Source organism: Thermodesulfobacteriota bacterium (genome assembly GCA_040754335.1).
Classification (GTDB): Bacteria; Desulfobacterota_D; UBA1144; order Nemesobacterales; family UBA2774; genus 2-12-FULL-53-21.
On sequence record JBFMCV010000003.1, the window covers coordinates 151781 to 173608 of the forward strand.

At 54.3% G+C, this 21828-nt stretch carries 21 protein-coding genes and 1 pseudogene; 12 read left to right on the top strand and 10 right to left on the bottom strand.

Annotation, left to right across the window (positions count from 1 at the left end; genetic code table 11):
* Positions 1-29: 29 nt before the first annotated feature.
* Positions 30-1172 (bottom strand): alanine--glyoxylate aminotransferase family protein, encoded by a 1143-nt coding sequence (locus AB1598_07025; protein ID MEW6144758.1) that lies wholly within the window; start codon positions 1170-1172, stop codon positions 30-32.
* Between the two features lie 257 nt (positions 1173-1429).
* On the opposite strand from AB1598_07025, the gene prfB reads away from it, so the two are divergent.
* From prfB to AB1598_07040, 3 genes are all read left to right on the top strand, one after another.
* A protein-coding gene (gene prfB / locus AB1598_07030) for a peptide chain release factor 2 (protein MEW6144759.1) occupies positions 1430-2540 on the top strand; the annotation gives its coding sequence in 2 pieces (ribosomal slippage) (positions 1430-1498 and positions 1500-2540; 1110 coding nt in all).
* A 132-nt stretch (positions 2541-2672) separates the two neighbouring features.
* Entirely contained in the window at positions 2673-3542 is an 870-nt protein-coding gene (locus AB1598_07035) for an NAD(+)/NADH kinase (GenBank protein MEW6144760.1), read from the top strand.
* Entirely contained in the window at positions 3523-3891 is a 369-nt protein-coding gene (locus AB1598_07040) for a hypothetical protein (GenBank protein MEW6144761.1), read from the top strand. Before AB1598_07035 ends, AB1598_07040 begins: the two co-directional genes overlap by 20 nt.
* 9 nt (positions 3892-3900) lie before the next feature.
* Here AB1598_07040 and AB1598_07045 read toward each other — a convergent pair whose 3' ends face one another.
* A complete protein-coding gene (locus AB1598_07045) occupies positions 3901-5943 on the bottom strand; it encodes a PAS domain S-box protein (protein ID MEW6144762.1) in 2043 nt (680 codons plus the stop codon).
* Between the two features lie 296 nt (positions 5944-6239).
* On the opposite strand from AB1598_07045, the gene glyA reads away from it, so the two are divergent.
* From glyA to pdxA, 4 genes and pseudogenes are all read left to right on the top strand, one after another.
* Complete coding sequence (gene glyA, locus AB1598_07050) at positions 6240-7487, top strand: serine hydroxymethyltransferase (GenBank protein MEW6144763.1); 1248 nt, start codon at positions 6240-6242, stop codon at positions 7485-7487.
* Positions 7488-7937, top strand: a pseudogene (nrdR, locus tag AB1598_07055) (transcriptional regulator NrdR).
* An 83-nt stretch (positions 7938-8020) separates the two neighbouring features.
* Positions 8021-8782 (top strand): TatD family hydrolase, encoded by a 762-nt coding sequence (locus AB1598_07060; GenBank protein ID MEW6144764.1) that lies wholly within the window; start codon positions 8021-8023, stop codon positions 8780-8782.
* Between the two features lie 60 nt (positions 8783-8842).
* Complete coding sequence (gene pdxA, locus AB1598_07065; protein MEW6144765.1) at positions 8843-9808, top strand: 4-hydroxythreonine-4-phosphate dehydrogenase PdxA; 966 nt, start codon at positions 8843-8845, stop codon at positions 9806-9808.
* A 2-nt stretch (positions 9809-9810) separates the two neighbouring features.
* Here pdxA and AB1598_07070 read toward each other — a convergent pair whose 3' ends face one another.
* The 5 genes from AB1598_07070 to rsmD form a co-directional block, all read right to left on the bottom strand.
* Complete coding sequence (locus AB1598_07070; GenBank protein MEW6144766.1) at positions 9811-10554, bottom strand: NAD-dependent deacylase; 744 nt, start codon at positions 10552-10554, stop codon at positions 9811-9813.
* Positions 10555-10585: 31 nt separating this feature from the next.
* On the bottom strand, positions 10586-11719 hold the full coding sequence (locus tag AB1598_07075) for an amino acid ABC transporter substrate-binding protein (GenBank protein MEW6144767.1): 1134 nt from the start codon (positions 11717-11719) through the stop codon (positions 10586-10588).
* Positions 11720-11831: 112 nt separating this feature from the next.
* Positions 11832-13025, bottom strand: a complete 1194-nt coding sequence (locus AB1598_07080) for a pyridoxal phosphate-dependent aminotransferase (GenBank protein MEW6144768.1) — start codon at positions 13023-13025, stop codon at positions 11832-11834.
* 5 nt (positions 13026-13030) lie between these two features.
* Positions 13031-13525, bottom strand: a complete 495-nt coding sequence (gene coaD, locus AB1598_07085; GenBank protein ID MEW6144769.1) for a pantetheine-phosphate adenylyltransferase — start codon at positions 13523-13525, stop codon at positions 13031-13033.
* Positions 13513-14073 carry a 16S rRNA (guanine(966)-N(2))-methyltransferase RsmD gene (gene rsmD / locus AB1598_07090; protein MEW6144770.1) on the bottom strand — a complete coding sequence of 187 codons (561 nt, stop codon included), beginning with the start codon at positions 14071-14073 and terminating at the stop codon, positions 13513-13515. The genes coaD and rsmD overlap by 13 nt, the downstream gene beginning before the upstream one ends.
* A gap of 277 nt (positions 14074-14350) precedes the next feature.
* On the opposite strand from rsmD, the gene AB1598_07095 reads away from it, so the two are divergent.
* The 5 genes from AB1598_07095 to AB1598_07115 all read left to right on the top strand — a co-directional run bounded on the left by AB1598_07095 (position 14351) and on the right by AB1598_07115 (position 18419).
* On the top strand, positions 14351-15337 hold the full coding sequence (locus AB1598_07095) for a hypothetical protein (protein MEW6144771.1): 987 nt from the start codon (positions 14351-14353) through the stop codon (positions 15335-15337).
* A 300-nt stretch (positions 15338-15637) separates the two neighbouring features.
* Positions 15638-16669, top strand: coding sequence for a hypothetical protein (locus AB1598_07100; protein ID MEW6144772.1), 1032 nt, complete (start codon positions 15638-15640; stop codon positions 16667-16669).
* A gap of 217 nt (positions 16670-16886) precedes the next feature.
* Positions 16887-17261, top strand: a complete 375-nt coding sequence (locus AB1598_07105) for a PA2779 family protein (GenBank protein MEW6144773.1) — start codon at positions 16887-16889, stop codon at positions 17259-17261.
* Positions 17262-17286: 25 nt separating this feature from the next.
* Positions 17287-17835 (top strand): C39 family peptidase, encoded by a 549-nt coding sequence (locus AB1598_07110; protein MEW6144774.1) that lies wholly within the window; start codon positions 17287-17289, stop codon positions 17833-17835.
* Positions 17832-18419 carry a tetratricopeptide repeat protein gene (locus AB1598_07115; protein ID MEW6144775.1) on the top strand — a complete coding sequence of 196 codons (588 nt, stop codon included), beginning with the start codon at positions 17832-17834 and terminating at the stop codon, positions 18417-18419. The genes AB1598_07110 and AB1598_07115 overlap by 4 nt, the downstream gene beginning before the upstream one ends.
* Before the next feature lie 25 nt (positions 18420-18444).
* On the opposite strand, the gene fmt is transcribed toward AB1598_07115, so the two are convergent.
* From fmt to trpA, 3 genes are all read right to left on the bottom strand, one after another.
* A complete protein-coding gene (gene fmt, locus AB1598_07120; protein ID MEW6144776.1) occupies positions 18445-19368 on the bottom strand; it encodes a methionyl-tRNA formyltransferase in 924 nt (307 codons plus the stop codon).
* A 114-nt stretch (positions 19369-19482) separates the two neighbouring features.
* On the bottom strand, positions 19483-20811 hold the full coding sequence (locus tag AB1598_07125; GenBank protein MEW6144777.1) for a DHH family phosphoesterase: 1329 nt from the start codon (positions 20809-20811) through the stop codon (positions 19483-19485).
* Positions 20811-21644, bottom strand: a complete 834-nt coding sequence (gene trpA / locus AB1598_07130) for a tryptophan synthase subunit alpha (GenBank protein ID MEW6144778.1) — start codon at positions 21642-21644, stop codon at positions 20811-20813. Before trpA ends, AB1598_07125 begins: the two co-directional genes overlap by 1 nt.
* Positions 21645-21828: the final 184 nt, after the last annotated feature.

The window sequence follows — 21828 nt, forward strand, 5'->3', positions numbered from 1 at the left end:
CCAGCCAGGGGCCTCTGAGCGCGCTCCCTCTATTGATCTCCGAACAGTATCTCGGACGCCTTTTTCGTCCCGGCCCCGTAATTGAATTTATAGCCGAGCTTGTGGAGAACGCTTTCTATCGCCGACACGAAGAAGAGGGTGTCCGTCTTGTCGATGTCGCCTATGTGGGAAACGCGGAATATCACTCCCTTGGCCTGATCCTGCCCGTCGGCTACAGTGATGCCGAACTCGCCGGCAAGCGCCTTGATGACCTTGGAGGAGCCTATCTCCGGCGGGGCCACGACCGTCGTGAGCGCGGGGCTCGGAACGTCCTTCACGTATATATCGAGGCCTATCGCCTTCATACCTTCCCTCATGGCGAGAGAGAGCTTCGCATGTCGCTTGTACATGCTCTCCCTACCCTCTTCCCTGAACCTCCTGAGCACGGCGGCAAGCCCTATGATAAGCGTGACGGCCGGGGTATAAGGGGTAGTGTTTTTCTCCGCATTCTTTAGCGCGGCTTTGAAATCGAAATAATATTTCGGGAGGTCTGAAGTCTTGTTGAACTTCCAGGCCTTTTCGCTCATTGCCGCGAACGAGAGACCCGGAGGCAGCATGAACGCCTTCTGCGATCCGCCCACCATCACGTCTATGCCGATCTCATCGAAGGGGAGCGGGAACACGCCCACGCCGGTGATGCCGTCGACTATGAGTATCACGTCGTCCCTGTGTCTCGTAATATCGGCGATCTCTTTGGTCGGGTGCATGACGCCTGTCGAGGTTTCGCTCGCCTGTACAAGAACCGCGCGTATCGACGGGTCCTTCTCGAGCGCTTTCTCTATATCGGCGGGATTTACGGAATGTCCCCATTCGACCATAAGCTCCTGCGTGTCGAGGCCGAAAGCCTTGCATATCTTCCCCCACCTCTCGCCGAACTTGCCGCCGTTCACGACGAGCACCCTATCGCCGCGGGAGAGCGTATTCACTACAGCGGCCTCCATCGCGCCCGTGCCTGAGGCGGCGAGAACGAATACCTCCTGCTTCGTATCGTATATGTATTTGAGACCCTCTCTCACCTCTGCGAATATGGCCTCGAACTCCTTCGTTCTGTGGTGCATGATGGGCTTCGCCATCTCTATCAGGACTTCGCTTGGGACGGCCACCGGCCCCGGAGTAAATATGTAATTTTTCACTTTATGATTCTCCTCTTTAATGATTTGCTTTCAGTATTTGAAAAACCGGAACACGAACCAAGCTGTCATCCGGCAGGCGTTTTCGGCAGTCTGCCGGGGGCGGTCAATGCCCCCCAGGCTTATCCCGAAGCAGAATCCACCGATACAAGCCGCGTTAAAACCATAAGAATCTACCCAAAACTGCGGATAATTCAACCTTCCTTGCTTTTGAATATCCAAACCATATATTATTTACATACCACGAAAGGGAGAAAGATATGTTTGGAGAAAATAAAGAGCAAATACAAGAGCTTAAGAAGAGACTAGTAGTCCTGGGAGAGTTTCTTTGACCTGCCGGGAAAGAACCTGCGCTTAAAGGAGCTGGAAGAGATAACGGGAAGGGAGGGTTTCTGGAACAATGCCGAAAAGGCGCAGGAAATCCTGAGGGAGCAGGCCCGCATCAAGAGCACGCTCGAGAGCCTTAAGAGGCTCAACCGCGACCTCGAGGACGTGGAGGTGCTGGAGGAGCTTTCCATAGAGGAGGAAGACGAGGCGGCGGCAAGGGAGGCCGGCGAGAAGCTTTCGGAAATAAAGAGCCGGGTCGAAACGCTGGAATTCAAACGCATACTCGGCGAGCCCGACGACGAGAGGAACGCGATCGTCTCGATCAATGCGGGAGCCGGGGGCACGGAGGCCCAGGACTGGGCGGAGATGCTCCTCAGGATGTATCTCAGATACGCCGAGCTTAACGGATATACGACCGAATTCATAGAATACCAGGAGGGGGACGAAGCAGGCATGAAGAGCGCCACGTTCCTCGTAAAAGGCGATTACGCATTCGGCTACCTTAAGGGGGAAAGCGGGGTGCACAGACTGGTCAGGATATCGCCGTTCGACGCGAACAAGAGGAGGCATACGTCGTTCGCCTCGGTGTTCGTATCCCCAGAGATAGACGAGAGCATAGAGGTAGAGATAGAGGAGAAGGACCTGAGGGTGGATACATACAGGGCGAGCGGAGCGGGCGGACAGCATGTCAACAAGACCGATTCCGCGATAAGGATAACCCATTTCCCGACGGGCATAGTCGTGAGCTGCCAGAACGAGCGCTCCCAGCACCAGAACCGGGCTACAGCCATGAAAATCCTGAAGGCGAGGCTGTACGAGCTGGAGAAAGAGAAGCAGAGGGAAAAGATTGACGAGCTTCACGCTACTAAAAAGGAGATCGGCTGGGGCAGCCAGATACGCTCCTATGTGCTCCACCCGTACAGGATGATCAAGGACCACAGGACCGGGTACGAGACCGGGAACGTGGAGCCCGTTCTCGACGGGGACCTGAGCGAGTTTATAAAAGCCTATCTCCTCATGCAGGCGGGGGAGAAACAGAACTGACGCCTTGACAGTGACCGCCATGCCTGAGAGCACAATTCCATCCTTTGATCGCATACGCCCGGTGTTATATTTATCCGTCGATACCGCCTTTAACCAGGAGGAGTCCGCACACCACGCGGGAGGAAAGGGATCTTGAGAATCGGAATAATAGGGAAGACGAATATAGAAAAGACCTACGATATCGTCAGGGACCTCTGCAGATGGTTCAGGGAGAGGGGGGTCGAGGTGATACTCGAAAGCGGGATCGCGGACAAGCTCCGCAGAAAGAACTCCGCGCCCGCCCCAGAGATACCGGGGCTCGTCGACATAATACTCGTGTTCGGAGGGGACGGGACGTTCCTCGGAGTGGCGAGGCTCGCGTGCGAGCACGGGACGCCGATCCTGGGAGTAAACCTCGGCGGACTCGGGTTTCTCACGGAGATCACTGTCGACGAAATATATCCGATGATGGAGAGGATACTGAGCGGCGACTACGAGATAGAGGACCGCTGCATGCTCAGGACTACCGTCAGGAGGGGCAAAACAAGAGCGAAGCACTATGAGGTGCTGAACGATGTTGTAATCAACAAAGAGGCCGAAGCGCGGATCATAGACCTCGAAATTTATATCGAGGGCTCGCACGTGACGACGTATAAAGCGGACGGCATAATCCTCTCTACTCCTACAGGCTCGACCGCCTATTCCCTCTCGGCGGGAGGGCCGATAGTGCATCCGGCGCTGCCCGTCACCATAATCACCCCGATCTGTCCCCATACGCTCACAAACAGGCCGCTCGTGGTCTCGAACGAAATGAAGGTCGAGATAAAGATCACCACACAGCAGCCTGACACGTATCTCACGCTCGACGGCCAGATCGGCATGAGACTCAGGACCGGAGACGTAATAGAAGTAAGGAGATCCGATACACTCGTCAAGCTGATCAAGTCCCCTTTCAGGGACTACTTTACGATCCTGAAGACCAAGCTCATGTGGGGAGAGAGATATGGCAAGATCAACGGATGAACAGTTCCTGCACGACTGGGTCATCAGGAAAGTGCAGGAGAAGTATTCGAGGCTCTACAGCGAAGTGCGGATCAATCCCGGCGAGGAAAAGAACTTCGATTACAAGGGGAAGTACCCGGACATCGTGCTCGTGAACTACGGGCAGGTCGTTCAGATAGTAGAGGTCGAAACGAGAGAAACGATAACCGCAGAGAGGGTCGCCAAGTGGAAGGAGATGTCCGAGCTCGGCGTGAAATTCACGCTTATGGTTCCAAAAGAGCTGCAGGGGACGGCGAGGGATATCTGCTGGAAGAACGGGCTCGCCGCCAAAGTAAATCTCGGAAGCTTCGACGTCCAGTTAAACACGTGAAGGACGTTTTTATTCATGACTCCCGGTCTTCTTCGCGGATATTGGGAAAACGATGTTGAACGCAGTACCGGAGTCATTCCGCAGCTCCATCGTCCCTTTCAGCTGATCCGTAAGAGTACAGACGAGCTGAAGGCCCAGAGTATCCGTGTTCCTGAAGTCTATACCCTCGGGAAATCCGACGCCGTTGTCCTTTACGGAGAGAATCAGGACCCCGTCGGAATCGGAATATATCTCCACCGATACCTTGTTCCTTGCCTTACGGTACAATTTTTCGCTCTCGGAAAAACGGAAGGCGTGTTTGAGGCAATTCGAGAATAGCTCGTTGATGATAAGCCCGCAGGGGATAGCACGGTCGATGTCTATTGAGATATCGTAAGCATTTATCTGAACGTCTATGTTCCCGCCGAGGTCTTTATAGACCCTTAGCAGGTTCCTCGTCAGGTCCGTAATGTAGTCGAGCATCTTTATCTCGTCTATGTTCCTCGATTGGTAGAGCTTCTCGTGTATAAGCGCTATCGTGGATATCCTGTTCTGGCTCTCATAGAATTGAGAAAGCGACTCCTCGTCTTTCGCATAATCGGACTGGAGGCTCAGCAGGCTCGATATCACCTGGAGACTGTTTTTTACCCTGTGATGTATTTCCCTGAGAAGGGACTCCTTCTGCCGGAGCGATTCCTGTATCCGCTCTTCCGCTTTCTTCCGTTCCGTGATCTCGCGCGTGTCGATTATAGCCCTGATCTCACCCGTCCTAGTCCTGAACGGTTTCCCCGTGGCCTCGAACCAGCGCCACTCTCCGTCCTTGTGCATGTACCTGTAAACGCCCCTTCCGGCCGCGCCCCTCCCGAAGCCCTGAATAAATGCGGACATGATGGCTGAGCGGTCTTCGGGATGCATCAATTCGAACGCGTTCTTTCCCAGGAGCTCTCCCGGCTCGTATCCCAGTATCTCTTTGTGGTTGGAGCTCGCGTACATAATGCGCCCGTCGTACAATATCTCGAGTATAAGGTCATGAGCGTTCTCGACGAGGGTGCGGTATAGCTCCTCCTTCTCCTTCAGCATGTCCTCCGCTTCCTTGCGCTCTATCTTGGTGCTGATCCAGCGCCCCATGAGCCTGACAAAATCCTTGTCAGGCTCTGTAAAAGGCTCCTTACGTGGATCGGGACTCGCGAAATTCAGAGTCCCGAATACCCTGCCGTTAATGCGCAGAGGCACGCCGATATAGGACTCGAAACCGAAGACCCTGTAGAACTCTTCATTTTTGTATTCCGACTCTCCGACATTGTCCACGGCAAAGACGTCGTCGTTGGCAAGCGTAATCTTGCAGAATGTTTTTACCAGATCGCATTCGAGACCCTGCGTCAACCTGCCCGTTTCATCGTAGCAGTATACGGCGGTGCAAATCCCGCCTGTAATCCGTCCGACCCCCGCAATTTCCATGGACAGCATCTCGGCGCCCTTCTTGAGCGTCTCCACGATCTGTGTATCGATCCCTACGCCGGGCTCAGCCGATATCTCGTAGAGTGACCTGATGCGTTTCTCCCGGAGCGCGCGCTCCTCGTCGGACAGACTCCTCCCGGCGTTGTCCCTCATGGAGCCGACCACGCCCGTTACTTTATCCCCCTTCATCCGAAAAGATAGGGACACCTCGGCGCTCAGGGAGCCGCCGCCGTTTACGAGCACATAAGAATCAAAAACCTTTTTTCGGTCCCCATTTTCAAAGCCGAGGGTGTTATGAGACAATTTAGCTCCGTCGGCATCAACGAGCAGGTCCGAGAACGGCCTCCCTATCCATATGTCACGCTCCCAACCTGTCAGCGTTTCGAAAGCGGGGTTGATATAGGTGAATATGCCTTCCGGGGTCAGGCTGAAAATGACATCGGGCGCGTTCTCCAGAAGGCCGAACAAGAATTGCACTGTACCGCCGTTTTTCTCATTATCGGCGGCTGACGGTAAAACATCGCCCGGGCTCGGATCAACGGACTCAACGAAACCCTGAAGCGCCATCGCTGCATCCGCGTCGCGAGAGGTCTCATGCCTGAATTTGCCCTTCATAGAAAAAGCCTCGTCGGGCCGCCCGGTGCGGAATAGGGCCCCTACCGGAGCCTCCCGTGCCCGGCCACAGTCGCTATTTTTATTTTTTCCTGAATCGCTGGGCGCCTACATTTATTTTAATAAAAACTGCAGGTACATGCAATCCGGCTCGGAATGGATGATTATTCTATTAAAAACGCGCGCGACGCCGTACCCACCGGCAGGCATTCGTCCCGGCCGGTCCTGGGACCCCTTCCGGCTTGCCAATGAGACTAATCTTGGATAGGCTTTTCATGAATTGAGGGGGTATGCATCAGATGTCCAAGCTAGAAACTGTCGATCCTGAAATTTACCGCGCAATCAAGGCCGAAGTCGAACGCCAGGAGTACAAACTGGAGCTGATAGCTTCGGAAAATTACGTGAGCGAAGCGGTTCTGGAGGCCCTGGGCTCGGTTCTCACGAACAAGTACGCGGAAGGACTTCCGGGAAAGAGGTACTACGGCGGATGCGAATTCGTGGATATAGCCGAGAACCTGGCAAGGGACAGGGCGAAGGCGCTTTTCGGCTGCGATGCCGTGAACGTACAGCCCCATTCGGGCGCCCAGGCCAATATGTCGGTCTACTTTGCGTGCCTCAATCCGGGGGACACCATGCTGGGAATGAACCTCGCCCACGGCGGCCACCTGACACACGGGAGCCCGGTCAATTTCTCGGGGAGGCTCTATAACGTAATCCCGTACGGGGTCACCGAGGACACGAACCTCATCGACTACAGCGAAGTAAGGAGGCTTGCCCTCGAGCACAAGCCGAAGCTCATCGTCGCCGGGTGGAGCGCGTACCCGAGGGACATCGATTTCGCGAAATTCAGGGAGATAGCTGACGAAACGGGCGCACTCCTCATGGCGGATATAGCGCACCCGGCGGGACTCGTGGTCGCGGGACTCTATTCGAACCCCGTGCCCCATTGCGATTTCGTAACGACGACGACGCACAAGACACTTCGGGGGCCGAGGGGCGGCATGGTGATGATGAAGGAGAGCCAGGAGAAGCAGGTAAACAGCAGGGTGTTCCCCGGGGTGCAGGGGGGGCCTCTCATGCACGTAATCGCCGCAAAGGCGGTTGCATTCAAGGAGGCGCTCGAGCCCGGTTTCAAGGATTATCAGAAGCAGATCGTCAGGAACTCGAAAAAGCTCGGCGAATGCCTCACCGAAATGGGGCTCAGGCTCGTCTCAGGAGGCACAGACACGCACCTCGTTCTCGTAGACCTGAGAGAGACCGAGCTCACCGGGAAGATAGCCGAGGAGACCCTCGAGAGCGCCGGCATTACCGTAAACAAGAACGCCATTCCGTTTGACCCGCGTCCGCCGGCCGTAACGAGCGGTATCAGGATAGGCACGCCCGCCGTCACCACGCGAGGGATGAAAGAAAAAGAGATAGAAATAATCGCCGATTTTATAAAAGAGGCTTTAAACAACCCGGGCAACGAGAAAGTGCTTTCGAGAATCAGGGACGACGTCCGGGGGCTTTGCAGCCAATTCCCCGTTTACAGACACAGGCTCATTTAGATGAAATGCCCATTCTGCTCAAGCCTGGAAAGTAAGGTAATAGACTCGCGTCTCGCGAAGGAAGATACGTCTATCAGGAGGAGGCGGGAGTGCCTCAACTGCAAGAGCAGGTTCACGACGTATGAAAGGGTGGAGGAGATGGAGCTCCTGGTCATCAAGAAAGGCGGGGTGAGGGAACCCTTTGACCGCAGCAAGATAATCGCCGGAATGATCAAGGCGTGCGAGAAGAGGCCCATAAGCATGGAGGTTATCGAGAATTTCGTCTCCGACCTCGAAAGGGAGTTTCAGGAGAGGGGGGACAGGGAAGTCGAAAGCAGCGAGATCGGCGAAAGGGTAATAAACAAGCTGTACGAGATAGACGAAGTCGCTTATGTCAGATTCGCTTCCGTTTACAGGTCCTTCAAAGACGTGAACCAGTTTCTTAACGAATTGACAGACCTACTCAAGGAGAAGGGCGAGCAGATAAAATTGGGCCGCAAAGCCGATTCTCCGATCCACGCGCTCACGATCATAAAGGACAAGACCAAGAAGTAATGCTCATCGATACACACGCCCACCTGGATTCCCTCGACGACGTTCCAGGTATCCTCGCGAGGGCCCGTGAGAACGGGATAGAGAAGATAATAGCCATATCGTCCGACCTGGCATCCTCACGCGATACGGTATCCATTTCGGAGGAATACGAGAACGTTTTCGCCGCAGTGGGCGTTCACCCTCATGCGGCGAAGACAGCCGACGGAGGCGTACTCGCCGAGATCGAGAAACTGGCGGGCGCCGACAAGGTCGTGGCCGTGGGCGAGACGGGACTCGACTATCACTACATGAACTCCGGAAAAGAAGCACAGATAAGCTCGCTTACCGCGCACATAGGCATCTCTCGCCGGGCCAACCTCCCTATAGTAATCCACGTAAGGGACGCAGACCCCGATCTTCTGGACATACTGAGGACAGAAAAGGTATCCGAAAGGACTGGGGTAATCCACTGCTTCACAGGAAATTACGAGACGGCTAGAAAGTATCTCGACCTGGGATTTTACATTTCGTTTTCCGGTATAGCGACGTTCAGGAAATCGGAAGAGATAAGGGACGCGGCAAAAAAAATCCCCGGAGACAGGCTGCTTATCGAAACGGACTCGCCGTACCTGGCGCCTGTGCCGCTAAGGGGCAAGCCGAACGAGCCCGCGTACGTGAAATACGTTGCCGAGGCTATCGCCGATACGAGAGGGGTATCGGTCGAGGAGATAGCCGAGCTGACGTCAGAGAATGCAGTGAGGCTCTTTGGGCTCGGACGCTGACAGCCGGGGGCAAACCTGTTTCTATACACAACGGAATCGCTAATTTAAAATAGTCCGGGTATGAGCAACAAGCCTAAAATAGGTATCACGATGGGAGACCCGAACGGGATAAGCCCCGAGATCGTCGTAAAAGCCGCGGGGTCGAGCGAAGTGTCGGACGTCTGCTCCCCCGTAATATACGGGAGCCGTGAGATCCTGGAATCCGCGGAGAAGCTCACGGGCATGAAACTGGACTGCCGGATTGTCGATCCGTCCGGGTTCGGATCAGGAGACCTCAAGCCCTGCAGGGTCGACAGGAAAGCGGGAGAGGCGAGCCTCACTTACATCAGGGACGCGGTGAAGGCGGCGATGTCGGGGAGGATCGACGCCATAGTAACGGCGCCGATCAGTAAGGAGTCCACTCACCTTGCGGGATCGAAATTCCCCGGGCACACCGAAATGCTGAAAGAGCTCACCGGCGCGGACGAGGCCGTGATGATGTTCGAAGGGGGGAGATTCAGGGTCGTACTCGTCACCATCCACACGGCTCTCAGGGAAGTCCCGAAGCTGATAACCAGAGAAAGCGTGCTCTCCGTGATTAAAATCACGCACCACGCTCTAGTCAAACAATTCAAGATAAAGGACCCGAAGCTCGTCGTCTGCGGCCTGAACCCCCACGCCGGGGAGTCGGGAGCATTCGGCGACGAGGAGATAGTCCACATCACGCCCGCAGTGGCGGAAGCCAGAAAGCAGGGGATCGGCGTTACCGGCCCACTTCCGGCGGACACTCTTTTTTACTACGCCAATCAAGGGAAATGGGACGCCGTGGTCGCGATGTACCATGACCAGGGACTTATACCCTTTAAGATGGTCTCGTTCAACGTCGGAGTGAACATGACTCTCGGCCTGCCCATAATAAGGACTTCCCCCGACCACGGGACCGCTTTTAATATCGCCTGGCAGGGGGTCGCCGACCCCTCGAGCATGACCGCCGCGGTCAAGCTGGCCGCGAGACTCGCTGCGGAGCCTAAAATGAGCGGGAAATAAACTCAGCTGTGTATCTCCCGGGACTTAAAAAGGAGCGGGAGTATTTCACCCGACTTCCCGAGTATGGTCATGTCGAAGAGCGCTGAGTTCGGAGTGTACTCGATGTTTATTTCGATTACGGTCTTGCCGGTCTGCTTCGCGACAAGTCCCATCGACGCCGCTGGCTCCACTATCCCTGAAGTGCCTACTATGAGCATTACCTCGCACTCCTCTATAGCCTTGAGCGACCTGTCTATCACCTGCATGGGTATTATCTCACCGAACCATACGACGTTGGGGCGCCCGATCTCGCCGCAAAGAACGCACCTGGGCGGCAACTCCGCGAGGGGGACCTTGTGGTTCTCCTGAATATCCCCGCATTTCGTACACCTTATCTGCCAGATATTGCCGTGCATCTCGATGATGTTCCTGCTGCCGGCCAGTTGATGAAGGCCGTCGATGTTCTGCGTGATCAGCGTGAATTTCTGCTTCTGGTTCTCGAGCTCGGCGAGGGCGAAATGGCCGGGGTTGGGTCTCGCGTCCTTCACGGCGCTCCTTCTCCAGTCATACCATTCCCATACGAGCTTCGGGTTATTCCAGAATGCTTCGGCTGTCGCGAGGTCTTCGGACCTGAAATTCCTCCAGAGGCCTTCTTTGCCCCTGAACGTCGGAACGCCGCTCTCGGCGGAAATCCCCGCGCCCGTGAGTACCGTGAGCGAGGAGCAATTTTCCACGATGTCCCGTGCGGCGGATATCTTTTCATGCATGTCATTCATACACTAAGTGTACAGCATATACTCAGCGAGCGGGCCGCATGGGATATATAAAACGGGCTTCCGAGAACCTCTCCGGAGAAACTATCACCTTTTTACCGCCCTGCCACTGAACGACTACCATTTCATGCGCGGTCTGGAAACCGCTCTCGTCCGTGCCGAACTGCCCGTAGAACGTCGTTAACTTCTGAAGACGAGCATTTTCCCTGAGGGCCTTGTCATCGAGCGCGCCGGTATCCTCAATACACTTACTTACTATAAGCCCGATGTTGTAGCCCTGGGCGGCCGTATAATCGGGCCACTTTCCGTAAGCCTCTTTAAAGCGCCGGGTAAACTCTTCAGGCGAAGGCCCCGCATCGGGCGTTATCCTGATCCCGCTCTCCCATTGACTCGACGACAAGAAGCCTTCCGCGTTTCCGCCGAACGTATCCCTGAACAGCTTTATCGAGGCGGCAATGAAAGCAGCCGCATTTACGTTGGTTTTCCTTTCTATGAATTGTCTTGCGAGAGCGATGTCGTCGTGCGCGCGTCCCATGCCCAGGATCAGATCGGGTGAAGAATCGAGAGCTTCGTCCAAAAGCCGGGAAAAGTCTTCACACCCGGAGGCGAATGTAAACTCCCTGACGAGGAAACCGTTCTCGCGGCCGCAGTTGCGCGCGCCCCGCGCGACGTTCCTCGAAAAGCCGCTGTCGCTCGCGCTGAAGGCCGCGATCTTTCCGGCCGCAGGGTCTTCCGTTCTCACTAGCTTTATTATCCCTTCCGCGTATCTGCCGGCCGGAGTTATCGCATTCACGAGACATGTAAAACCCCTCTCCTCCATATCGTCCGTCGACCCTCCGTGGTTCCAGAGGGTTACGTCTTTCTCCTGGGCGACCTCGGCAGATGCGAGAGCGAGGGAGCTCGAATAGGGGCCGAGAAGGATGTCGGCATTCTCCTCCCCGATCAGACGCTCGGTATTGGAGCGGCATTTGTCAGAAGAGCTTTCATCGTCGAGGAAGACAAGTTCGACCGGAATTTTTCTTCCGGATTCCTTTACAAAAATACCCCCTTCTTTATTTACGTCGGAGACCCAGAGGCTCACGCCTTCGAAGCTCTCCCTGCCCTGGACGGAATAGGTTCCGGTGAGAGAAATCGACATGCCGACTTTTAATTTACGCATGACAGGAATCCGCCCCGGCCGCTCCGGACGTAGCGGTGCCTCCGCATATATAATACGCGCAATTCATTTCCCGATATACAGGAGATATGCGGGCGTCTTCTTGGCCGTCGTGTCAGCTGAGCTTCTTGACGGCTTCCTCTATCCTGTCCATTCCCTTAACGATATTCTCCATCGAGGTCGCGAAGGAAATCCTGACATGGTCGTCCGAGCCGAAGGAGTCTCCGGGAACGACCGCTACCTTGGCTTCATCGAGCAGGAACTCGGTGAATGTCATGGAGCTGTTTATTTCCTTTCCGTCATAGCGCTTCCCGTAGAAGCCTGAGACGTTGGGGAACGCGTAGAATGCGCCTTGTGGGCTGAAGCATTTAATGCCCGGAATCGAATTGAGCCTCTCGACTATATAATTCTTTCTCTTTTCGAACTCCTTCGTCCTCGCCTCGATCAATTCGTGAGGTCCTCTGTAGGCCTCGAGCGCCGCCCATTGCGATATGGACGTCGGATTAGACGTGGACTGTCCCTGGAGCTTGCCCATCGCGTTTATCACTTCCTTGTCCCCGGCGGCGTAGCCTATCCTCCAGCCTGTCATCGCGTATGTCTTGGAGACGCCGTTCACGAGAATAGTCGCCTTCTTCACGTCCTCGCCGAGCGTGGCCACGGGCGTGTGCCTGATGCCGTCGTATATAATCTTGTCGTATATCTCGTCCGATATGATCGTCAGTCCCGCTTCCATCGCAACGTCCACTATACGTCTGAGCTCGACTTCGTTGTACGTGGCGCCTGTCGGGTTCGAAGGATAATTGAGGATGAGAGCCCTCGTCTTGGGTGTTATAAGCTTCTTCAGCTCGTCAGGGTCTATCTTGAACCCCTCCTCTTCCTTCGTGTTGAGGATCACGGGGTCTGCCCCGGCGAGGGTTATCTGCTCAGGGTACGAAACCCAGTAAGGCGCGGGCACTATCACCTCGTCGCCTTCTTCGAACAACGCCTGTGTGAGGTTGTAGAGCGTATGCTTTGCGCCGTTAGAAACTATTATTTCCGGCTTCTGGTATTCGAGCCCGTAGTCGAGCTTCATCCTATTGATTATCGCTTCCTTGAGCTCGTCTATGCCGCCGACAGCCGTATATTTCGTGAACCCGGCCTTGATAGCCCTTATCGCTTCTTCCTTCACATTTTCGGGGCTGTCGAAATCAGGTTCTCCCGCCCCGAACCCTATTACGTCGACGCCTTGAGCCTTGAGGGCCTTCTCTTTCGCAGTGATGGCGAGCGTAGCGGAAGGCTGCAGTTTTTTCGCGCGGGCTGAGAGTTTCATCTAATCTAATTCCTCCTGCCTTGTAAAAGTTTTTCTCTGAGTTTTGTTTCTACGATCTGGGGGACCATGTGTACCGCAGACCCGCCGAGAGACACCACCTCTCTGATTACGGACGAGCTTATGTGCGAATACTCGCTGTCGGTAACCATGAATACGGTTTCGAGCTCGGGGCTGAGCGTCTTATTTGCGAGCGCCATCTGGAGCTCGTACTCGAAATCGGAGACGGTCCTCATACCACGGAGAACCACGTTCGTGCCCATTTTTTTTGCGTAATCCACCAGGAGACCCTCGAAATAATCCACCCTTACGTCTTCACGCCCGCGAAAGATCTCGTTTAAGAGCTCGACCCTTTCCTCGAGCGTAAATATCGTTTTCTTCGACGTATTATGCGCTACCGCCACGACGACCTGACCGAACACACGCACTCCCCGCTCGATTATATTCTGGTGGCCCTTCGTAAACGGATCGAACGAACCGGGGTAGATCGCTACTTTACACATTCGTCGCTCCTTCTGAAAAAGCTGAGATGTGTACCGCCGAAAGGTTTTGTAAACCTTTTGAAGCCGGGCGGCGCGTCGTTTATTTTGTGGTCATGCTCGATCACTATAAGCCCCCCGCCGCTTAAAACCGGGGCAGCGCTTTCTATGAAATCCCCGACTTTGAGAACCTCGTAGAGCTTGTATGGAGGGTCTATGAATATTATATCGAAACTCTCCCCGCCCCTGCAGAGGTTCCTGAGCGCCTGCTCGTAGCCGGCGCAAATTAAATCGGCTTTGTCCCTGAACCCGCAGTCCGTGACGTTCTGAAGAAGTATTTTAAACACCGACGGGTCTTTCTCGATGAAAGTCGCGTGCGAGGCCCCTCTGCTGAGAGACTCTATACCCAGCCCACCCGACCCGGCGAAAATATCCAATATCCTTAGACCGGAAATGTCGCCCAGTCTGTCGAATATCGATTTCTTCACCCTGCTCGTCGTGGGACGGACCTTCTGTCCCTTAGGCACCTTGAGCTTCCTGCCCTTGTGAGAGCCTGTTAGCACATGCAACATGAGGGTTGATATAGTACCATAGGGGCTTTTTTTCGCAAAATACATGATTGCTTAATATAATTTATTCAATATAGTATCACACCGTGTAAAGTGTACGGATTCGCACGTCGCAATGCGTACCGATCAGAACACTTCTACGCATTCTGCTTCCACCCTTAAAAGTTAATCTTCCGCAAATACAAAATATTCATAGTCAGCAAAACTATGGCCTCGTAATTGCCGAGCAACACGGGCAATCATCGATGATTAAATCCAAAAAATTCAGGAGGATTTATTCATGAAGAAGTTAAAAAACATATTACTCCTTCTGGGAGTTGCTGTGGTTGCCTCACTGAACCTTATCGGCTGTGACGATGGAGGAGGCGGAGGGGATCAAGGCGGACAGTCCACGACCGTTAACGGTAAGGTCTCGAACATAATCGCAATGAAAGCGGATGGCGATGAGACGATTAAGTTCGCAGAGCTTATGGAGCTATTGAATTTCATCGAAGAAGCAAAGGCCCAGAGCGGCATCACCGTGTCCGCGTTGATTGACGGGGAAGTGGTAAGCACCGACACTACGGACCCCGACGGCAGCTTTTCTCTGACCTTTATGCTGGAATCGGACCAGGAAGTAACATTGAATTTCGGAATCGACGGCACGACGGTGTCGGTGACGATTTTCGTCGAGCAGGGCTCCATACTTGATATTATCGTTGTTATAGACCTGAGCGCGCCTCCCGGTGATGAAGTCGATGTAGTGGAGGAAATTCACGATCCTATAATCTGCGAGACAGGCAACCTCGATATAACTAAAACAATCGATGAAGACATCGTAATCGACGGCGGAGGCGAAGCCTGTATTATGACTATGGGGAACTGCAACCTGACCATCGACCCGGAGAACATCATACTCACGAACTGTGATGAATGTATCGACGCGAGAGGAACCTCCAAGGTAACATTGACGTCACCCGACGGCCACATTGCATGTGATGCGACAGGGGACGGAATCCAGACATCCGGCGACGCAAACGTAATGCTGAATGCGAGCGGGAAAATAGACATATTAGCCGGTGAAAACGGAGTGGAAGCGGTCGGGAATTCAATTGTGGCTTTCACGGCCGATACGTGCGTATTCGAGTCGGGAGACGATCCTTTCAACGAAGTCGGGAACGCAACAATAGACACGAGCGGATGCGGCGAGGTTATTGTAGGACCTTCTCCCACACCGGGACCGACCCCGAGCCCGCCGCCGTCACCGACACCGACATCGACACCATAGAGTATCTGTACGACTGTCCTAGATACGGGCCGGTAAGATCCGGCCCGTATATTACCCCGGTTGTAATTAACCAACCCTATCCTTACAGAATTGTGCAGTATCGCATTGTACGATATCACACAGTACACGGTGTTCATATAAATACAACAGATGCCTCAGTCGTCCGGATTAAAAAATACATCCCCCTGTAAACATTAAAAATTACAGGATTAACAATTCTGGCCTTCTAATTGCAAATTTTGAACAACATACACAATTATTACTGACAATTGATCAATCATAATAAGGAGGATCGGACCCATGAAAAAAGTGAAATTTATATTGCTCCTGCTGTTCATCATTCCAGTGCCTCTAGCCCTGCTCGCATGCGACGGAGGGGGAGACGGTGGCGGAGGGAACGGACAAGCTACGACCATCAATGGAAGGATCGCGAATGTCGTGGCAATGAACGGTAATGAAAATGATTCATTTAAATTTGCGGAGCTCATGAAGATACTGAGCATTATAAAGGAGGCAAAGGCGCAGGGCGGCATCACAGTAACCGCCATCATCGACAATGAGGTTGTGGATGATGACACTACGGACCCTGACGGTTTTTTCTCCCTGACCTTATTTCTGGATTCGGCTGAGAACGTGACTCTCACTTTCGACATAGACGGGACCATAGTATCGGTCACCATAATTGTTCAGGAGGGCTCAATACTGAACATAGTAATAACGATAGACCTCAACGCTCCGCCAGGGGATGAGGTGGATATAATCGACGAGGACGAAGTGTTAGGCCCGATCGTGTGCGAAAACGGACCCCTCGAAATCACGAAGAATCCGGATGAGGACCTGATAATCGACGGCGGCGGCGATGACTGTATACGCACCGCGGGGAATTGCAACCTTATAATCGACCCCGAAGACATCATACTTACCAATTGCGAGAACTGCATCGACGCAAGGGGAACATCCGACGTCACGCTCGGGACGTTCGACGGAAATATTTTCTGCGACGCGTCGGGCGACGGGATAAAAACCGTAGGGGACGCGACTGTTTTTCTCGATGTCAACGGCGATCTCGATGTATCGGCGGGGGAGAACGGAGCAAAGGCGGACGGGAACTCGGTCATTTCATTTGCGGCGAATGCCTGCATATTCGAGTCCGGAGAAGATACATTCGAAACGAACGGGAACGCAGTTATAAATGACGAGGGATGCGGAGAAATTATTGTAGGGCCTGTGCCTTCTCCAGTACCGACGCTCGAGCCGACTCCGCTTCCATCACCGGAGCCTTCCCCCGAGCCGTCACCGGAACCCTCACCGGAGCCGTCTCCGGAGCCCTAGATTCCGGGGATCACGGGAACTTTGCATAAACGGGATACGGGTTAGGAATTACTCCGACCCGTATCTCCATTATCTGGAAGGACCGATTATTACTCCACTCCGGGAGACTCAAAATATTACTTTGCTCAGAGATATAATAAGATAAAATGTTAATCGTCCGAGCTATATTCGTATTTAAGGAGGAGTATCCATGAACCGTCTATCAGGAAAATTCCGCTTGCCCATTCTTATAATAATCCTGGCCGCATTCATGCCGGCATCGCTCACAGCCACAGTCGCAAAGGCCGCCACGGTCGATTCACAGATGATATCTCCGGGTAAAGACACGCCCACAATGAGAGATATAGACGAGCTCAAGGTCAGGAGGGCGCTCGAGAACAAGATAGTCGCCGGGAAGCTATTGGGGCACGGCTTAACGAGCGAGGAGGTATCCGCGAAGCTTAACCGGATGAGCGACGAGCAGGTGCACCAAATGGCCGCGCTCGCAGATAAAGTGCCGGCGGGCGGAGACGCAGGGCTGGGGATCGTCGTCGCGCTGCTGGTGATAGTCGCCCTCGTGTTGCTAATCGTATTCCTGTACAAAAGGGTATAAACCGGCGGGAAAAAGCAGATTCAGAATGTCCAGAATTTTATCGTTGACGATTGTTTTGGCCGCTACCCAGGTATTCCTCACGGGTTGCGCGCAGAATAACACCATAGCCGGGAAAAACCCCACGGCCGCAGAGGTTATCCGGGGGGTGCCCTTCGTGAAACAGAAGAACAAATTCTGCGGCCCGGCAGCGATGGCCTCGGTGCTCAAATATTACGGTGACGAGGTTACACAGGAAGAGATTGCCGAGGCGGTATATACCCCGAAACTGGACGGAGCCCTGATATCGGACATGGAAAACTTCGCCCGCGATAGCGGCTACCGGGCGGAAACGATAAACGGGAATATAGACTCGCTCGAAGCGGAGATAGACAAAGGCATTCCGGTAATCGTTCTCGTCGAGAAAGGGAAATGGATGCTCAGCGTCCCGCATTATTACGTTGCTTACGGCTACGACGCAGAGGAAAAGGTTTTCATAGTCCACACGGGGTACGAGAGCGGGGAGAGGATCCCGTTCGACAGGCTCGACAGAGAATGGGAGAAAATGAACCGCCTCATGCTCATCGTAACAAAGTGAAAGCACCCTGCCCCGCCATATTCGCTGCGATATTAATACTGTCCCTGATCGCATCAGGCTGCGCATCGGTATACGGCCCGTATTTCGCGGAAGACCCCCTCACCGCTGAGGAGCACAACAACCTGGGCGTAATATACGAGCGGGAGGGCAAATACGACCTTGCCGTAAGGGAGTATAAAAGAGCCGCATCCGCAGACCGGGAACTCGTGGTGCCGCTCGTTAATCTTGGCAATGTCTATCAGAAGAAAGGGGAAACCGAAGAAGCGGAGAAGTATTACAAAAAGGCGCTCAAGAAAGACAGGCGGAACATTGAGGCAGCTAACAACCTGGCGTCCCTTTACATAGAGACCGGGGAGAATTACGAAGAGGGGCTCGAGGTCCTTCTCGCCGCAACCGAAACGAAGAACCCGGTGCCCGCGTACGCCCTCGACACGCTCGGTGTCCTGTACTTTAAAACCGGGAATGTGGAAAAAGCGAAAGAATATCTGATTGAAGCCTGCGCGAAGGCGTCAGGCGATGAAAAGCTGAAGAGCGAGATAAATACCCATCTCGCGGAGATGGGCGACACCGCCGGATGCCGATGAGGAGCGCGCTCCCGTAAAATGCTCTCTAACCGAGCACAGCACCCGGCACGATCTTCCTTCCCAAAAGAAATTCCCTGGAGCCGAGCCTCTTCCCGCCCTCTATCTGGAGCTCCTGAATATCGAGCGCACCCCGTCCAGTCACGACGCGCAATATTCCCTGCGGGGCGCTTATCACCACTCCGGGACTCCCCTCCCCCTCCGATGAAGACGCTTTATAAATCTTGAGCATCTTCCCGTCGAGTGACGTGTACGCCCCGGGCCAGGGCAGCATGCCCCTTATCAGGTCCCTTATCTCGCCGGCAGGCTTCGTCCAATCTATCCTGCCGTCCTCCTTTCTGAGCATCGGGGCGTATGTGGCCGCTGAACCGTCCTGCCTGACAGGATGCAGATCTCCTCTCTTCAGCGAGGCGATTGCCTCAAGAAGGAGCTCCGCCCCTAAGAGCGAGAGCTTTTCGGACAACGTCTCCCCGGTATCGTCGTAATCTATCGGCATCTCGCGCGCAAGCAGTATGTCCCCCGTGTCCATCCCCTCGTCCATCCGCATGATAGTGATGCCCGTGACCTTTTCGCCGCGCACTATCGCCCAGTTAACAGGCGCTGCGCCCCTGTATTTAGGGAGTAGAGAGGCGTGAACGTTGATACAGCCGTGCCCCGGGAGATCGAGCAACGCTTTAGGGAGGATCTTCCCGTAAGCAGCTACGCAGATGAGGTCCGGCTTCAGCCGAGAGAGCTCCCGCAGGAACTCCCCGGTCCTTATGCTATGCGGCTGAAGCACGGGGATGCCGCGCTCTTCGGCAGCTATCTTCGTCGGCGGCGGAGACGGCTTGAGCCCCCTGCCACGCGGCTTGTCGGGCTGCGCCACGAGAGCGGCGACTTCTTCCCCGGACTCGATCAACGCTTTGAGCGAGGGCACCGCGAACCCGGGCGTCCCCATGAACACAATTCTCATGCACGTGGATTATATTCAGAAGACAGGACGTATTCAAACAGTTATTACGGGGTACGGCAATAAGGCGCCGGATATTGCGGAACGTACGCGTATGGAATTCGCGCGCTTGAGGGTTTACTGCCCGTTCTCGTCAGGCCTTTCGGAAACTGCTCTCGTGAACTCTTCCGTTATCCATTTTTTTATACCTTCCTGAGAGCCTTTGCCTATGAGCTTCCTGACTTTCTTTAACGAAATGACCGCCTTCGCGGCAGACCTGTGTCCTCCGGCGCTCCCGATGTCCTTGAACAATTCCCTCACGAGCCTTCCTGCGCTCTTTACATACCCGACGTTTCTTACCGATATGATGAGATGCGAGTTCGCCAGTATGCCGAAAGCGACCGACCATTCGATGCCCTTTACCTGGATGCCGAAGTCGGCCATTTTAGGAATGAGGTACTCCCTGTCCACCCTGCCGACGTTGACGAAGAACACCTGGTTTACTATCCAATGGTCGGCAAGCGCCTGCCCGAACGACTTTATCTCGTCGGGAGGGACCTCGGCGCGCTCTATACGCCTCAGGAGACCGAGGTTAGCCAGCGGGTAGAGGAACGTGAAAGCCTCTACGTCGTCGGGATCGGCGTCCCTGTTGAGCATGACCGTATCCGTCTTTATCCCGTAGAGAAGCGCCGTCGCGAGCCTCTCGGATATATCCGTCTGGGAGGCTCTCAGGTACTTAGTGAGAATCGTGGAAGTCGCTCCCTCCTCTGTCCTGATCTCCTTGAACTTCGCTTCGTACGAACCGACGAGGGGGTGATGGTCTATGACGGTATCGACATCCGGGAGCTCCGGCCCGAAGAACGGCGGCTGCACGTCGAGGAGCGCTATGGAGTCGAAGTCCTTGAGGTCCTCGACACCCAGCTCCTGGAGGTCTATTTCGAGGAGCTCTATCATGGCTACGTTTTCTGGGCGCGATATCTTGTCGCCGAGGTGCCCTATTATAGCGGTCTGTTTGTTCCTCTTGAGGAGCGCCCTCAGCGCAAGCGCGCTCGCTATGGAATCGGGATCGGGGTGGTCATGGAGCAGGATGAGCATCTTCTTGGCGTTAGCGTGTACTTTCCTTAGCTCGTCGACCCTGAGGTCCGTCCTTGCGAGCTTTTCCTCGCGGGCTATCTCTTCAGACAGCAATTTATGAAACGCCACGAACCTCACGGAAGGGGGAGGCTCCTCTTTCTGCTCCCCGTTGCTGACTATCATCGGGGTCTGGGGATAATGCGTGGAGAGCTCCTTCGTAATCTCTGGGGTGAAAGACCTGCTCTCGATCATGATTATTGAAAAGTTGCCGGTCTGGTTGAGGGCTTCCTCAAGCGAGCTGACCCAGATGACCTCGCCTCTTTTAGAGAAAAGCCCGAGGAGGAAGGAATCGAAATCCCCGATAAAAAGATAACGTCTCAGTTCCTTCTGCATTATTGTTCAGCCCTGCTCAGGGACCTTTCGCCTTTACCGCCACATGCCCTGCTCAAGCCGCTCACAAACCCGGAGAGCTCGTCGAATAGCTCTTCTTTCCTTTCACCGTGCTTTTCTATTATCCGGACGATCGCGCTCCCGACTATAACCGCGTCGGCATAGACCGCGATCCTCGCTACCTGCTCCGGCGTGGATATGCCGAACCCGACGCCGACCGGGAGCTTCGTATACTGTTTTATCTCCGACGTAAGTTCCTCGAGCGAATAATCCATGTCGGGCCTGACCCCGGTAATACCTGTCAAGGAAACGAGATACACGAAACCGCTCGCATTCTTGGTAACGAGTCCTATCCTGTCCCCCGTGCTCGTAGGAGCCAGCAGGAAGATGAGATCGAGTCCCGCCTTGTCGGTGTGCACCTTGAATTCACCAGCTTCTTCGGGAGGAAGATCGACGACAAGGACGCCGTCCGCTCCCGCCCCGGCTGCGTCTTTGGAGAACCTCTCGAGCCCGTATTTAAAAAACGGATTATAGTAGCCGAAGATGATGATGGGAACCCGGGATTTCTCCCTTATGCGCTTTACCATGTCCAGAACCATTTTTAGCGTAGTGCCTTTCTTAAGCGCCCTCTCGGAAGCGAGCTGTATTGCGGGCCCGTCAGCCATGGGGTCCGAGAACGGGACGCCCAGCTCGATAATGTCGGCGCCGCTTTCCTCGAGCTTGAGCACGAGGTCCGCGGTCAATTCGGGCGACGGGTCGCCCGCCGTAACGTAATTGACCAGAGCTATCCTGTTTTTCTTTTTCAGCTCCCTGAACTTATCGCCTATTCTGCTCATGTTATGTTGGAATTGGAATTTAGATGGATGAAATCAACCGACAGCTATTTGTTCCCAAACCACTGCTCTTATTGATAGTCATTTTAAGGGAATGAAATTAACTAAATACTCAGTCACCCGCCCCGCAACCAGATCGTAAGGGACAATCTAACACCTCCAAGGCTAAAGTCAAGATTGGAGCCTG

Coding starts and splice junctions, on each gene's coding strand:
- AB1598_07040 (MEW6144761.1), top strand. CDS start 3,523: ATGGCAAGATCAACGGATGAACAGTTCCTGCACGACTGGGTCATCAGG.
- AB1598_07045 (MEW6144762.1), bottom strand. CDS start 5,943: ATGAAGGGCAAATTCAGGCATGAGACCTCTCGCGACGCGGATGCAGCG.
- glyA (MEW6144763.1), top strand. CDS start 6,240: ATGTCCAAGCTAGAAACTGTCGATCCTGAAATTTACCGCGCAATCAAG.
- AB1598_07060 (MEW6144764.1), top strand. CDS start 8,021: ATGCTCATCGATACACACGCCCACCTGGATTCCCTCGACGACGTTCCA.
- pdxA (MEW6144765.1), top strand. CDS start 8,843: ATGAGCAACAAGCCTAAAATAGGTATCACGATGGGAGACCCGAACGGG.
- AB1598_07070 (MEW6144766.1), bottom strand. CDS start 10,554: ATGCATGAAAAGATATCCGCCGCACGGGACATCGTGGAAAATTGCTCC.
- AB1598_07075 (MEW6144767.1), bottom strand. CDS start 11,719: ATGCGTAAATTAAAAGTCGGCATGTCGATTTCTCTCACCGGAACCTAT.
- AB1598_07080 (MEW6144768.1), bottom strand. CDS start 13,025: ATGAAACTCTCAGCCCGCGCGAAAAAACTGCAGCCTTCCGCTACGCTC.
- coaD (MEW6144769.1), bottom strand. CDS start 13,525: ATGTGTAAAGTAGCGATCTACCCCGGTTCGTTCGATCCGTTTACGAAG.
- rsmD (MEW6144770.1), bottom strand. CDS start 14,073: ATGTTGCATGTGCTAACAGGCTCTCACAAGGGCAGGAAGCTCAAGGTG.
- AB1598_07095 (MEW6144771.1), top strand. CDS start 14,351: ATGAAGAAGTTAAAAAACATATTACTCCTTCTGGGAGTTGCTGTGGTT.
- AB1598_07100 (MEW6144772.1), top strand. CDS start 15,638: ATGAAAAAAGTGAAATTTATATTGCTCCTGCTGTTCATCATTCCAGTG.
- AB1598_07110 (MEW6144774.1), top strand. CDS start 17,287: ATGTCCAGAATTTTATCGTTGACGATTGTTTTGGCCGCTACCCAGGTA.
- fmt (MEW6144776.1), bottom strand. CDS start 19,368: ATGAGAATTGTGTTCATGGGGACGCCCGGGTTCGCGGTGCCCTCGCTC.
- AB1598_07125 (MEW6144777.1), bottom strand. CDS start 20,811: ATGCAGAAGGAACTGAGACGTTATCTTTTTATCGGGGATTTCGATTCC.
- trpA (MEW6144778.1), bottom strand. CDS start 21,644: ATGAGCAGAATAGGCGATAAGTTCAGGGAGCTGAAAAAGAAAAACAGG.